This is a genomic window from Aeromonas ichthyocola (assembly GCF_046087985.1).
In the GTDB taxonomy this organism is placed as follows: Bacteria; Pseudomonadota; Gammaproteobacteria; order Enterobacterales; family Aeromonadaceae; genus Aeromonas; species Aeromonas rivipollensis.
On the sequence record NZ_JBJSWH010000004.1, the window covers coordinates 172,737 to 186,860 of the forward strand.

The window sequence follows — 14,124 nt, forward strand, 5'->3', positions numbered from 1 at the left end:
CAGACTTGAAGAGAGAGCTATGACCAAGGTTGAACTGGCAAAACTGCGTACCGTGATCCCCGAAATGCGCCGCGTGCGTCGCATCCACTTCATCGGCATAGGTGGTGCCGGTATGGGCGGGATCGCCGAGGTGCTTGCCAACGAGGGCTACCAGATTTCCGGCTCCGATCTGTCCCGCAATGCGGTGACAGAGCGGCTCGCGTCCCTGGGGGCCCATATCTTCGTGGGGCACAGTGCCGAGCACGTGAACGAGGCGAGCGTGGTGGTGGTCTCCACCGCCATCAAGCAGGACAACCCCGAGTTGCTGGCTGCCCGTGAGCTGCGTATTCCCGTGGTGCGTCGTGCCGAGATGCTGGCCGAGCTGATGCGCTTCCGCCACGGGGTCGCCGTCGCCGGCACCCACGGCAAGACCACCACCACCAGCCTGGTGGCGAGCATCTATGCCGAAGCCGACCGTGACCCGACCTTCGTCATCGGCGGTCTGCTCAACAGCGCCGGCACCAACGCCCGCCTGGGCAGCAGCCGCTACCTGATCGCCGAGGCGGACGAGAGCGACGCCTCCTTCCTGCATCTGCAACCCATGGTCTCCATCGTGACCAACATCGAAGCGGATCACATGGACACCTATGGCGGCGACTTCTCCAAGCTGAAGGCCACCTTCATCGACTTCCTGCACAACCTGCCGTTCTACGGCCTGGCCGTGGTGTGCGTGGATGATCCCGTGATCCGTGGCATGCTGCCGGAGATCGCCCGTCCGACCCTGACCTACGGCCTTGCCGAGGATGCCGATGTGCAGGTGCTGGACTTCGTGCAGACCAGCAACCGCAGCCGCTTCCGGGTGCGCCGCAAGGATGCCGGTGAGCTGACCGTCACCCTGAATCTGCCTGGCATCCACAACGCCCTCAACGCTGCCGCCGCCATCGCGGTCGCGACCGAAGACGGCATTGGCGACGAGGCCATCATCCAGGCGCTCGCCAAGTTTGAAGGTGTTGGCCGCCGCTTCCAGCAATATGGCGAGTTCGAGACCGGTCGTGGCAAGGCCATGCTGGTGGACGACTACGGCCACCACCCGAGCGAAGTCAAGGTGACCATCAATGCCGCCCGCGCCGGCTGGCCCGAGAAGCGACTGGTCATGGTGTTCCAGCCGCACCGTTACAGCCGGACCCGGGATCTCTATGAAGATTTCGCCGACGTGCTCTCCAAGGTGGATGTGCTTGTGATGCTGGAGGTCTATGCCGCCGGTGAAGAGCCGATCCCGGGGGCCGATGGCCGTGCCCTGTGCCGCTCCATCCGCTCTCGCGGTACCCTGGAACCCATCTTTGTCGCAACCCCTGACGATGTGCCGGCCGTGCTGGCCGACCTGATCGGCGAGGGGGATCTGGTGCTGACTCAGGGCGCCGGTAACGTCGGGGCACTGGCCCGCCGTCTCGGTGAGATGAAATTGAGCGTGGATAGCATGAAATCCGGTGCCTGAGGGCCCAATGAGTATTTTGACCGCCAAGCCGAGGCCTATATAATGGCGAACCGGTCTGCAAGTGGCCGGCATGGCGCGTTATACGGGGATAGATCGGGTGGAGGCAAGGGCACAAGGGCGCACCAAGGGGGGCTTCATCGCCGGGGTGGCATTTTTCATCCTGGTCATGTGGGGGCTCTACCAGACTGCGCTGGATGTTAAAGACTGGCTGACAGATGCCAGTCGGTTGCCCATGAGCGAGCTGTTGCTGCAGGGGCAACACGAATATTTGAAAGCCGATGAGTTGCGCGCCGCCGTGCTGGATGGCGCCGAGCTGCGCAACTTCTTCGAGTTGGACGTGAACGAGTTGCAGGGGCGGTTGAACGCCCTGCCCTGGGTGGCCCAGGTATCGGTACGCAAGAAGTGGCCGAACAAGATCAAGGTCTACCTCACCGAACAGGCGGTGGCGGCACGCTGGAACGGCAACCGCTTCGTCAATACCAAGGGTGAGGTGTTCAGTGCACCGGACAGGGTGAAGAAACCCCTGATGCAGTTGTCCGGGCCCGATGATCAGGCCGCCAAGGTGCTGGAAGCCAGCCATCAGTACGAGACGCTGCTGGCGGCCAAGGGATACAAGTTGTTGGGGGTGAATCTGACCCCCCGCCATGCCTGGGAACTGACCCTGGATGGCAACATTCAGCTGTTCGTGGGGCGCTCGGATATAGCGCTTCGCCTGCAGCGGTTTATCGATGCCTTTCCGGTCATCGAACCCCGTGAGCGGGTTGCTTACGTGGATCTTCGATACGACACCGGAATGGCAGTTGGCTGGAAGAAAAGCGAAGAGAAAGTGAATGACCAACACCGCAGATAGAAATTTGATTGTCGGACTGGATATCGGCACGACCAAGGTGGCGGTACTGGTTGGCGAAGTATTGCCCGATGGCGAGCTCAATGTCATCGGCATGGGTAGCCACGCTTCTCGCGGGATGGAGAAAGGCGGGGTCAACGATCTCGACTCCGTGGTCAAGTCCCTGCGCCGCGCGGTGGAAGAGGCCGAGATGATGGCCGACTGCCAGATAAGCTCCGTCTATCTGGGGCTGTCCGGCAAGCACATCGATTGCCGCAACGAAACCGGCATGGTGCCCATCTCCGATGAAGAGGTGACCCAGGAGGACGTGGACAACGTCATCCACACCGCCAAGTCGGTGCGACTGTCGGACGAACTGCGGGTGCTGCACGTGCTGCCCCAGGAGTTCGCCATCGACTATCAGGAAGGGATCAAGAATCCGGTCGGTCTCTCCGGCGTGCGGATGGCGGCCAAGGTGCACCTGATCACCTGCCACAACGACATGGCTCGCAACATCGAGAAATGTGTGGAGAAGGTGGGTCTGCGAGTGGACCAGCTGATCTTTTCGGCCCTGGCTTCCAGCTATGCCGTGCTGACCGAAGACGAGAAGGAGCTGGGTGTCTGCGTGGTGGACATAGGTGGCGGTACCATGGACATGTCGCTGTTTACCGGCGGTGCCCTGCGCCACACCAAGGTGATCCCGTACGCCGGCAGCACTGTGACCAGCGACATCGCCTACGCCTTCGGCACACCGCCGCTGGACGCCGAAGCGATCAAGGTGCGCTACGGTTGCGCCCTCGGCCGCCTGGTCAGCAAAGAAGACAATATTGAAGTCCCCAGTGTCGGCGGTCGCCCGGCGCGTAGCCTGCAACGGCAGACACTGGCTGAAGTGATTGAACCCCGTTACACGGAATTGCTCTCCATGGTGAATGACGAGCTGGTACGGGTGCAGAGCGAATTGAAGGCACAGGGGGTCAAGCATCAGCTGGCGGCCGGTGTGGTATTGACCGGTGGCGCGGCCCAGATCGAAGGCATTGTGGAGTGTGCAGAGCAGATCTTCCAGAGCCAGGTCCGGGTGGGCGAACCCATGAACATTCGGGGATTGAGCGATTACGTGCAGGCACCTGTGTACTCGACCGCGGTCGGGCTGCTGCAGTACGGCCGTACCAATCAATCCACCGGCAGTAGCAAGGAATATGCCGCCAAGGCAAGCGTAGGTGGGCTGGTCAAACGGGTCAGCAACTGGTTGCGTGGCGAGTTCTAAAGATTTTGCGTCAGTCAGCAAATAAAGCGGAGAGACAACATGTTTGAATTTATGGATAGCCACACTGACGAAGCCGTCATCAAGGTGATAGGTGTGGGTGGCGGCGGCGGCAACGCAGTCGAGCACATGGTTCGTCAAAACATCGAGGGTGTTGAGTTCATTACCGTCAACACCGACGCCCAGGCACTGCGCAACTCCAGTGCCAACACGACTCTGCAGATCGGCGGTGGTATCACCAAGGGTCTGGGAGCCGGAGCCAATCCGGAAGTGGGCCGTGATGCCGCCATGGAAGACAGGGAAGCGCTGCGTGAGCTGCTGACCGGTTCAGACATGGTGTTCATCGCCGCCGGCATGGGCGGTGGTACAGGTACGGGTGCCGCACCTATCGTGGCCGAAGTGGCCCGCGAGATGGGTATCCTGACCGTTGCCGTCGTGACCAAGCCGTTCTCCTTCGAAGGGAAGAAGCGGATGGGCTTCGCCGCGCACGGTATCGAGGAGCTGTCCAAGAACGTCGACTCCCTGATCACCATCCCCAACGACAAGTTGCTGAAGGTGCTGGGTCGTGGCATCTCCCTGCTGGACGCCTTCAAGGCGGCCAACGATGTACTGCTGGGTGCGGTACAGGGCATTGCCGAGCTGATCACCCGTCCGGGCCTGATCAACGTCGACTTCGCGGATGTGCGTACAGTGATGCGTGAAATGGGTACCGCCATGATGGGTACCGGCTCCGCCTCCGGTGATGACCGTGCCGAAGAAGCGGCCGAGAAGGCCATCTCCAGCCCGCTGCTGGAAGACGTGGATCTGGCCGGTGCCCGTGGCATCCTGGTCAACATCACCGCCGGCATGGACATGACCATCGAAGAGTTCGAAACCGTGGGTAACGCGGTCAAGGCCTTCGCATCCGAGAACGCCACCGTAGTGGTGGGTACCGTAATCGACCCGGAAATGCACGACGAACTGCGGGTGACCGTGGTGGCCACAGGTATCGGTGCCGAGCGCAAGCCCGACATCACCCTGGTCAAGAACAACATGGTACAAGAGCGTCCGGCCCGTCAGCCCCTGATCAGCGAAGCCCTGCAGTCTCGCGTGATGGAAGAGGCCCCGGCCAAGGTGGTGAACGCCGAGCCGCAAGCTCGTCGCGAACCGGATTATCTCGATATTCCTGCGTTCCTGCGCAAGCAAGCTGACTAAGTCTCGCATGGACCTGGTTTGTTTGTTGCTTAAGGATTGTGCTAAGATGGCCCGGCAACGACCATCTGGTCAGGAATTTGAGCTGTTAAGCGGATACGCCCATGATTAGACAAAGAACCTTGAAAACGAGTGTCCAGGCCACCGGTGTGGGCCTGCATTCGGGCCGGAAAGTCACAATGACGTTCCGTCCGGCGCCTGTGAACACAGGGATCGTTTACTTGCGTACCGATCTGAATCCTGTGGTCGCGCTGCCAGCCAACGCCGATCAGGTGCGTGATACCGTGCTTTGTACCGCTCTGGTAAACGAAGCCGGTGTCCGCGTGTCAACCATCGAACACCTCTCTGCCGCCCTGGCCGGGATGGGGATCGACAACCTCTATGTCGAGGTTGATGCCCCCGAGATCCCGGTGATGGATGGCAGTGCGCACCCGTTCATCTACCTGCTGCAAGAAGTGGGTATACGTGAGCAGAATGCGCCCAAGCAGTTCGTGCGGATCAAGCAGAGCGTGCGGGTTGAAGACGGCGACAAGTGGGCGGAATTCCACCCCTATCGCAACGGCTTCAAAATGGATCTCGAGATCGATTTCCAGCATCCGGTATTTGAAGGCCGCAACCAGCGTTGCGTGCTGGACTTCTCCGGTGCCTCTTTCGTGAAAGAGATCAGCCGTGCCCGTACCTTCGGCTTCATGCGTGACATCGAGTACCTGCGTTCCCAGAACCTGGCCCTGGGCGGAAGCCTGGAAAACGCCGTGGTACTGGATGACTACCGGGTGCTGAACGAAGATGGTCTGCGTTACGAGGACGAGTTCGTCAAGCACAAGATGCTGGATGCTATCGGTGACCTTTATATGTGCAACCGCAGCATCATCGGCGAATTCCGTGCCTACAAGACGGGCCATGCCCTGAACAACAAACTGCTGCGTGCCTTGCTGGCTAAGCAGGAGGCCTGGGAACTGGTGACCTTCGAGGCGGAGGGCGACAAAGCGCCCATCGCTTACTACGATAACGGTCTGGTTCTGGCCTGATAGCTGTGCAACAGGACGTCGGTCATCTCTCCGCACCGACGTCCTGTCATTTGTTTATTCCATCCTTTAATACCGATTATCTCCCGGTTTTATTGCCCGTGCTGGCTCCTGGCCTCACCTGACCGAGAAGACAGATTTCTATGAGCATTACCCTGATCCTCAACGGTAAGCAGCGCCGCAAGTTGCATTTACCCAAACAACGTCTGGCCTGGGTCGGCGGTATCCTCTTCACTGTATTGGCACTGAGTAGTGGTTGGCTCTGGCAGAGCTGGCACCAGAAAATGGAGGCGCTGGAAGTCGCGCTGGCCATGGCCGAACAGCAAAAATCCACGCAAGGGGCCGATGAAGCCCGTGAACAGCTTGCCATGCTGGCCGCCCAGGTGGGCACCATGCAGGGGCAGCTCGGTCGCCTCAACGCGCTCGGCGAGCGTCTGACCGAGAAGGCAGACCTCGATCCCGACGAGTTCAATTTTAAGGAGCTGCCCCCCATGGGTGGCCCTTCCTATGACGAAGAGCTGGAAGTGAACCTGGGCGAGCTGCAAGCCTCCATGAAACACCTCAGCCAGCAGCTCAGCAGCCGTGAAGAACAGCTGTCGGTACTTGAATCTTTCATCATGAATCACCATATCACCGATGCCGGTTTCATCTCGGGTTCACCGGTGAAGCAGGAGCGAGTCTGGATCTCCTCCGGGTTCGGTGGACGGGTTGACCCGTTCAACGGTCGCGCCAAGATGCACAAGGGGGTGGATTTTCGTGGCAAGCCCGGCACTCCCATCCTGGCGACCGGCAAGGGGATCATCAGCTGGGCAGGCCGCCACCCGCAATTTGGCAACATGGTGGAGATAGACCATGGCAATGGTCTGGTGACCCGTTATGCCCACAACTCCAAGTTGTTGGTGGATGTGGGCACCCTGGTCGATGAGGGCCAGAAGATTGCCTTGATGGGGCGTACCGGTCGTGCGACCGGGGTCCATCTGCATTACGAAGTGTTGAAAGATGGTCGTCAGGTCAACCCCGCGCGCTTTCTGAATGCCAGACGGGGTTAGGTTTTTTCTTCAGGTTCCAGTGACGGAACGCTTATATAACCAAAACAGTTGGTACACATGATTAGCACACTGCTCACCAAGATTATCGGCAGCCGGAACGACAGAACGCTCAAGGCTTTGCGAAAAATTGTTAAACAGATCAATGCGATGGAGCCTCAGTTCGAGGCCTTGTCCGATGGCGAGCTGCAGGCGAAGACCGCCGAGTACCGTCAGCGCCTGGAGCAGGGTGAGACCCTGGAGCAGCTGTTGCCGGAAGCGTTCGCCACAGTGCGCGAGGCGTCCCGCCGTGTGTTCGGCATGCGTCACTTCGACGTACAGCTGATCGGCGGCATGGTGCTGAACTCCAACCGCATCGCCGAGATGAAGACGGGTGAAGGCAAGACGCTGACTGCTACTCTGCCGGCCTATCTGAACGCGTTGACCGGTCGCGGTGTGCACGTGGTGACGGTGAACGACTATCTGGCCAAGCGTGATGCGGAGGCGAACCGCCCGCTGTTCACCTTCCTCGGCATGACGGTCGACTGCAACGTGCCCGGCATGGATGCGTCCCAGAAGCGCGACGCCTACGCCGCCGACATCACTTACGGTACCAACAACGAATTCGGTTTCGACTACCTGCGCGACAACATGGCGTTCTCGCCGGAGCAGCGCGTGCAGCGTCCGCTCAACTACGCGCTGGTGGATGAGGTGGATTCGGTGCTCATCGATGAAGCCCGTACCCCGCTGATCATCTCGGGTCCGGCGGAAGACAGCTCCGCCATGTATACCCAGATCAACAAGCTGATCCCGCTGTTGGTCAAGCAGGACAAGGAAGACTCGGAAGAGTATACCGGCGACGGCCACTACACTGTGGACGAGAAGAACCGCCAGGCGCTGCTGACCGAAAACGGCCAGATCTTCGTGGAAGAGCTGCTCAAGAAAGAGGGGCTGCTGGCGGAAGAGGACTCCCTGTTCTCCGCCACCAACATCAGCCTGCTGCACCACGTCAACGCCGGCCTGCGTGCCCATACCCTGTTTGAACGCAACGTCGACTACATAGTCCAGAAGGACGAGATCGTCATCGTCGATGAGCACACCGGCCGTACCATGCCGGGTCGTCGCTGGTCCGACGGCCTGCACCAGGCGGTCGAGGCGAAGGAAGGGGTCAAGATCCAGAACGAGAACCAGACCCTGGCCTCCATCACCTTCCAGAACTACTTCCGTCTCTATGACAAGCTGGCGGGGATGACAGGGACTGCGGATACCGAAGCCTTTGAATTCCAGCAGATTTATGGTCTGGATACCGTGGTCATTCCGACCAACAAGCCGATGGTGCGCAAGGACATGGGCGATCTGGTCTACCTGACCGCCCAAGAAAAATACGCCGCCATCGTCGAAGACATCCGTGGTTGTGTCGAGCGTGGTCAGCCGGTGCTGGTCGGTACCGTCTCCATCGAGAACTCCGAACTGCTGTCCGGCATCCTGACCAAGGAGAACATCCCGCACAAGGTGCTGAACGCCAAGTTCCACGCCATGGAAGCGGAAATCGTTGCCCAAGCCGGTCAGACCGGCGCCGTCACCATAGCCACCAACATGGCCGGTCGTGGTACCGACATAGTGCTGGGGGGCAACTGGCAGGCCGAGATCGCCGCGCTGGAGAACCCGACCAGCGAGCAGATTGCCGAGCTGAAAGCGGCCTGGCAGGTGCGTCACGACGCCGTGCTGGCCTCTGGCGGCCTGCACATTATCGGTACCGAGCGCCACGAATCCCGCCGTATCGACAACCAGCTGCGCGGCCGTTCCGGTCGTCAGGGTGACCCGGGCTCCTCCCGCTTCTATCTCTCCATGGAAGATACCCTGATGCGGATCTTCGCCTCCGATCGCGTAACTGGCATGATGAAGAAGCTGGGCATGGAAGAGGGCGAGGCCATCGAGCATCCCTGGGTGACCAAGGCCATCGAGAATGCTCAGCGCAAGGTGGAAGGTCGCAACTTCGACATCCGTAAAAACCTGCTCGAATTCGATGACGTGGCGAACGACCAGCGCAAGGTGGTCTATGAGCAGCGCAACGAGCTGCTGGACACCAACGACATCTCCGATACCATCCACGTCATCCGCGATGACGTCTATGGCAGCGTGATCGACGAGTACATTCCGCCCCAGTCCCTGGAAGAGATGTGGGACGTGCCGGGTCTGGAAGCGCGCCTGAAGTCCGATTTCGCGCTGGATCTGCCGCTGCAGCAGTGGCTAGCGGAAGATGACAAGCTGTATGAAGAGAAGCTGCGCGAACGCATCCTGGAAGAGGCCACCAAGCTCTATGCCCACAAGCAGGAACTGGTCGGCGTCGATGTGCTGCGCAACTTCGAGAAGGCGGTGATGCTGCAGACCCTGGATGGCCTCTGGAAGGAACATCTGGCGGCCATGGATCACCTGCGCCAGGGCATTCATCTGCGCGGCTACGCCCAGAAGAACCCCAAGCAGGAGTACAAGCGCGAGTCCTTCGATCTGTTCACCCAGATGCTGGAAACCCTCAAGCGCGACGTGGTCAGCATCCTGAGCCGGGTTCAGGTACAGGAGCGCGACGTGGAGGCGATGGAAGAGCAGCAGCGCCAGCAGGCGGAAGCGGCTCCCCGCACCTATACCCATGCCGCCGCCGAGAATCAGCTGGCCGACGAAGAGACCCAGGCCGACGCGGCACCGGTGACCTTCGTGCGCGACGAGCAGAAGGTCGGTCGTAACGATCCCTGCCCTTGCGGATCCGGCAAGAAGTACAAGCATTGTCACGGTCAGTTGACCTGATTGACGTGATGCCATGACAAGGCGGGCCCGGTGCCCGCCTTGTTTTTGTCAGATGGCGACGTGAAATCGGATGTTAGGCATCATCGGCAGCTCACCCAGCCGGGTGTTGGGGTCATAGAGCAACCCGATCAGGCATTGAGTGCAAAGGTAACAAGATGGAACAGAAAAAGCGGATCTGGGTGGCGGTCGGCGTCATCGAGAATGAACGGGGCGATATCTTCATCGCCAAGCGCTCCTCCGATCGCCATCAGGGTGATCGCTGGGAGTTTCCCGGGGGCAAGGTGGAGTCGGGGGAAGACCTGCTCACCGCGCTGGATCGGGAGCTGTGGGAGGAGATAGGCATCCGGGTGCAGGATTGCGCCCCCTTCATGGAGCTGCACCACGACTATCCGGACAAGCAGGTGCTGCTGGATATCTGGAAGGTGACCCGCTTCCTGGGCGAGCCCTTTGGCAAGGAAGGGCAGGAGTGCCGCTGGGTGCCGCTGGCAGAGCTGCACAACTACCAGTTCCCCGATGCCAATGGCCCCATAGTGGCGCGGCTGCAGGCCGCGCTGGCGTGAGCCGGTCGCAAGAGAAAATGAAACAAGGGCCAATCGGCCCTTTTTTCATTTTGCAGAGGCGAAACCGCCAGGGCTTATAGCCACTGGTCGCCCTCTTCCGGATCCGGCAGCAGATCCGGATTGATCTCCCCCGGGATCCGCTTCTCTTCATCGGCCCACTCGCCGAGATCGATCAGCTGGCAGCGCTTGCTGCAGAAGGGACGAAACGGGCTCTGGGGACCCCACTCCAGTTCAGTCTGGCAGGTCGGACATTTTACCTTGGTTACCATGGGCGCTCCTTAGCAGCAGGCGAGCTGGAAAGGCACATCGCCAATCGGTTGTTCTGCGGTGGGCAGAAAACGCAGGGCGAAGCGGTTCTTGTGGCCGCTCAGGGTCGGGTAGCAGGACTGGGAGCCGATCAGACGGATGCGGATCAACTCGGCCCCCTCGGCGGTATCCTGGAAGAAGCCGTTGGTAGCAACCTGATCGCTGAAGTGGCCCGATTCACGCCACAGCCGCAGCAGCAGGGAGATGGCGTTCATCAGCAGGTTGATGTCGCTGAGCCATTGCTGCATCTGTTGATGGCGAGCCACGGCCGGTGTCACCAGCCAGTGGTGCAGTTGTGGCACGTCGAAGGCGCACAGGCCACCTGGAATGGAGAAGCGCTGGCGGATGGAGCCGAGCAGACGATCCTCTTTCAGGCGGGCGCCCGGGCGAGGGGAGTTGAGCAGGCTGCGGGAAAGCTGGGTGCTCTCCTGCTGCATCCGCTGGATCTGCTCGAGGTCAACGTCCGGCAGGCTGGCCCAATGGCTCAGACGCTGGCCGAGACGCTCCAGATCCTTGATCAGATCGGCGCGCAGATCACCGCGCTCCAGCAACTCCTGCAAATCGAACAACCCCTTGAAGAAGGCGATGTGTGCCCAGGACTGGTCACTCTCCAGATTGTCGCGGATCTGGGAAAACAGGGACTCCAGACGAAGATAGGTCCGGCTTTTTTCGTTGAGGGGAAAATCGTAAATCATGCCTAATCCTGGCCAGCCATAAACCGGCCTAGTGTACTCACACTTGGGGGGCTTGTTGAGAGGCAAATGCCAGATATGTCTCGTGCAGCGCTAAAATTCGCTCCCGTATGGTCTCAGTCGTGCCACTCTGGTTGTCCAGCACGTCATCGGCCATCGCCAGACGCTCGCTGCGGCTCGCCTGGGATGCCAGTATGGCCTGGGCCTGCTCTAGGCTGACCCCGTCCCGGCGACAGGTTCGCTCGATCTGGGTCGCCTCATCCACGTCGATGACCAGCACTCTATCGGCCAGCTCGGTGAGCCGGTTTTCCACCAGCAAGGGCACCACCAGCAGGCAGTAGGGGGAGCTGGCTGCTGCGCATTGACGCAGCATTTCGCTGCGGATGATCGGGTGGAGCAGGGCATTGAGCCAGGACTTGGCCGCCGGATCGCTGAAGATCCGCTCGCGCAGGGCCCGCCTGTCCAGTCGCTCCTGTTCATCCAGGATGCCGGGACCAAAATGGCTGGCGATGGCGGTCAGTGCTGGGGTGCCGGGCTCCACCACTTCGCGGGCAATCAGGTCGGCATCGACCACATCTATCCCCAGGGCCGCAAACTGGTTGGCGACGGTCGTCTTGCCGCTGCCTATACCGCCGGTGATGGCTACCACATACATAGATTTGTGATCCCCTTGCTAGAGAACGATGTCCAGATACCAGCGGGTGATGTTATCCCCCCACAGCAGCGCTATCCAGCCCGCGATGGCGAGATAGGGGCCAAAGGGGATGGGTTTGCCCTGATGATGGTTGCGCAGCAGTATGAGCCCTATGCCGATGATGGCGCCGACCAGTGACGAGAGCAGCAGCACTATGGGCAGCGCCTGCCAGCCCAGCCAGGCACCGAGCGCCGCCAGCAGCTTGAAGTCGCCATAGCCCATCCCCTCCTTGCCGGTCAGCAGCTTGAACGCCCAGTAGAGGCTCCAGAGCACCAGATAGCCGGCCATGGCACCGATCACCGCATCGGCCAGCGGCACTAAGCCCCCCGCCAGATTGAACAGCAGACCGCCCCACAGCAGCGGCAGTGTGAGTTGGTCCGGCAGCAACATCTTGTCCAGATCGATGAAGGTGAGGGCCACCAGTACCCAGGTCAGCAGGAGCGCGGCCAGGGCGCCCCATCCCGGAGCCAGGGTCGCGGCGACGGCGACCGACAACAGGGCTGTCAGCAGCTCGACCAGGGGATAGCGGGCCGAGATAGGCGCCTTGCATTGCCGGCAGCGCCCCTTGAGCCAGAGCCAGCTTAGCAAGGGTATGTTCTCCAGCGCGCCTATGGGGTGATCGCAGTGCGGGCAGCGGGAGCGCGGCACCATCAGGTTGTAGGGTTCGGCGGGGGAGGTGGCCACTTCGCTGCCGAAGTAGTCACTGTATTCGGCCTGCCACTCCCGCTCCAGCATGATGGGCAGGCGATGGATCACCACGTTGAGGAAGCTGCCAACCATCAGGGAAAAGAGAAAAACTAGGGAGAGATAGAGCCAGGGCAGGCCCTGGGCCAGTTCGATCAGAGGCACCATAAATCAACCGCTTGCGTTGAGAATCAGGATGGCAGAGGACCAGAACGAGCCATGCTTGCTGGTCGCTCTGCCGAAGGGGCTCAGTGTATCACAGAGCCCAGCTTGAAGATGGGGAGGTACATGGCGACGACCATGCCGCCGACCAGCACCCCCAGCACCACCATTATGATGGGCTCGAGCAGGCTGGTGAGACCATCGACCATGTCGTCCACCTCCTGCTCGAAGATGGCGGCGACCTTGGAGAGCATGTCGTCGATGGCGCCGGACTCTTCACCTATCATCACCATCTGGATCACCATGTCGGGGAACAGATCCACGGTGCGCATGGCGACGTTGATCTGCATGCCAGCCACGACTTCGTTGCGAATGGCCAGGGTAGCCGTGCGATAGACATAGTTGCCCGAGGCCCCGGCAGCGGAGACCAGGGCATCCACCAGGGGAATACCGGCGGAGAAGGTGGTGGAGAGGGTGCGGGCGAAACGGGCCATGGCCGCCTTGTGCAGTATGTTGCCAACGACCGGAATGGAGAGGATGAACTTGTCGGTGTTGTCACGTACCTTCTGGGAGCTGCGCCAGGCGCGCACATAGAGGAACACTGTCAGGGCTATGCCGCCGAAGATGGCGTACCACCAATCCTGCATGAAACGGGAGATGGCAATGATGAATCGGGTGAAGACAGGCAGCTCGGCCCCGAAGCTCTTGAAGATCTCTTCGAACTGGGGGATGACGAACAGCAACAGTATGGAGGTCACTATGATGGCGACCAGGATGACCATGGCGGGATAGAACATGGCCTTCTTGATCTTGGATTTGAGCGCCTCGCTCTTCTCGCGATAGATGGCGATCCGGTCGTAGATGGTTTCCAGCGCGCCTGACTGCTCCCCCGCCTCCACCAGATCACAGTAGAGGGCATCAAAGTGGCGGGGATGGCGGCGCAGCGCATCCGACAGGGGAGTACCTGTCTCCACATCGGCGGCGATCTGGCCGATAAGCTCGCGTACCGCCGCCTTCTCGTGGCCGCGGGCGATGATCTGCAGGCTCTGCACCAGCGGCACACCGGCGGAGAGCATGGTGGTGATCTGGCGGGAGATGACGGCGATGTCCATCGGCTTGATCCTGGCGCCGCCCTTGGAAAACATCCCCTGACCCTGCTTGCTGACCCTGGTGACATTGACGCCCTGCTTGCGCAGCTCCGCCTTGACGGTCGTGATGCTGTCGGCCTGCAGCTCACCGGAAACCTTTTGTCCCTTGCGATTGACGCCGTGCCAGCGGAAGGAGAAGACCTTTTTTGGTGCATTCTGTTTTTGAGCTAATGTTGCCATCACTGCATCCTGCAATTGGGCGACGGTGGCCGGATGAGGGTGTTGCCTGTCCGGCTCATCTTGGCTTGAAGAACATCAAAAGGGTGACTGCATG

General features: G+C 60.5%; 13 protein-coding genes. 8 read left to right on the top strand and 5 right to left on the bottom strand.

All coding sequences use genetic code 11. The features are described 5' to 3' along the window. The first annotated feature begins 19 nt into the window (after nucleotides 1-19). The 8 genes from murC to mutT all read left to right on the top strand — a co-directional run bounded on the left by murC (nucleotide 20) and on the right by mutT (nucleotide 10,164). Nucleotides 20-1,474 (top strand): UDP-N-acetylmuramate--L-alanine ligase, encoded by a 1,455-nt coding sequence (gene murC / locus ACF2JD_RS13265; protein ID WP_171276948.1) that lies wholly within the window; start codon nucleotides 20-22, stop codon nucleotides 1,472-1,474. Nucleotides 1,475-1,571: 97 nt separating this feature from the next. After that, complete coding sequence (locus ACF2JD_RS13270; RefSeq protein ID WP_025328455.1) at nucleotides 1,572-2,324, top strand: cell division protein FtsQ/DivIB; 753 nt, start codon at nucleotides 1,572-1,574, stop codon at nucleotides 2,322-2,324. After that, nucleotides 2,305-3,564: a cell division protein FtsA gene (gene ftsA, locus ACF2JD_RS13275; protein WP_025328454.1), complete on the top strand. Its 1,260-nt coding sequence runs from the start codon at nucleotides 2,305-2,307 to the stop codon at nucleotides 3,562-3,564. The genes ACF2JD_RS13270 and ftsA overlap by 20 nt, the downstream gene beginning before the upstream one ends. A gap of 39 nt (nucleotides 3,565-3,603) precedes the next feature. Next, complete coding sequence (ftsZ, locus tag ACF2JD_RS13280; protein ID WP_005305686.1) at nucleotides 3,604-4,755, top strand: cell division protein FtsZ; 1,152 nt, start codon at nucleotides 3,604-3,606, stop codon at nucleotides 4,753-4,755. A 101-nt stretch (nucleotides 4,756-4,856) separates the two neighbouring features. After that, nucleotides 4,857-5,780, top strand: coding sequence for a UDP-3-O-acyl-N-acetylglucosamine deacetylase (gene lpxC, locus ACF2JD_RS13285; protein WP_042649033.1), 924 nt, complete (start codon nucleotides 4,857-4,859; stop codon nucleotides 5,778-5,780). A gap of 140 nt (nucleotides 5,781-5,920) precedes the next feature. Then, nucleotides 5,921-6,826 carry a peptidoglycan DD-metalloendopeptidase family protein gene (locus ACF2JD_RS13290; protein WP_440987590.1) on the top strand — a complete coding sequence of 302 codons (906 nt, stop codon included), beginning with the start codon at nucleotides 5,921-5,923 and terminating at the stop codon, nucleotides 6,824-6,826. Between the two features lie 57 nt (nucleotides 6,827-6,883). Beyond that, complete coding sequence (gene secA / locus ACF2JD_RS13295; RefSeq protein ID WP_111911128.1) at nucleotides 6,884-9,604, top strand: preprotein translocase subunit SecA; 2,721 nt, start codon at nucleotides 6,884-6,886, stop codon at nucleotides 9,602-9,604. A 155-nt stretch (nucleotides 9,605-9,759) separates the two neighbouring features. Then, entirely contained in the window at nucleotides 9,760-10,164 is a 405-nt protein-coding gene (mutT, locus tag ACF2JD_RS13300; protein ID WP_111911126.1) for an 8-oxo-dGTP diphosphatase MutT, read from the top strand. A 74-nt stretch (nucleotides 10,165-10,238) separates the two neighbouring features. On the opposite strand, the gene yacG is transcribed toward mutT, so the two are convergent. The 5 genes from yacG to ACF2JD_RS13325 form a co-directional block, all read right to left on the bottom strand. After that, entirely contained in the window at nucleotides 10,239-10,433 is a 195-nt protein-coding gene (yacG, locus tag ACF2JD_RS13305) for a DNA gyrase inhibitor YacG (RefSeq protein ID WP_025328449.1), read from the bottom strand. A 9-nt stretch (nucleotides 10,434-10,442) separates the two neighbouring features. Beyond that, nucleotides 10,443-11,165, bottom strand: a complete 723-nt coding sequence (gene zapD, locus ACF2JD_RS13310) for a cell division protein ZapD (RefSeq protein ID WP_162520171.1) — start codon at nucleotides 11,163-11,165, stop codon at nucleotides 10,443-10,445. Between the two features lie 37 nt (nucleotides 11,166-11,202). Continuing rightward, on the bottom strand, nucleotides 11,203-11,817 hold the full coding sequence (gene coaE, locus ACF2JD_RS13315; RefSeq protein ID WP_440987591.1) for a dephospho-CoA kinase: 615 nt from the start codon (nucleotides 11,815-11,817) through the stop codon (nucleotides 11,203-11,205). 18 nt (nucleotides 11,818-11,835) lie between these two features. After that, nucleotides 11,836-12,708, bottom strand: a complete 873-nt coding sequence (locus ACF2JD_RS13320; protein ID WP_440987592.1) for a prepilin peptidase — start codon at nucleotides 12,706-12,708, stop codon at nucleotides 11,836-11,838. Nucleotides 12,709-12,788: 80 nt separating this feature from the next. Beyond that, nucleotides 12,789-14,030 (bottom strand): type II secretion system F family protein, encoded by a 1,242-nt coding sequence (locus ACF2JD_RS13325; RefSeq protein ID WP_440987593.1) that lies wholly within the window; start codon nucleotides 14,028-14,030, stop codon nucleotides 12,789-12,791. Between the last annotated feature and the right edge of the window lie 94 nt (nucleotides 14,031-14,124).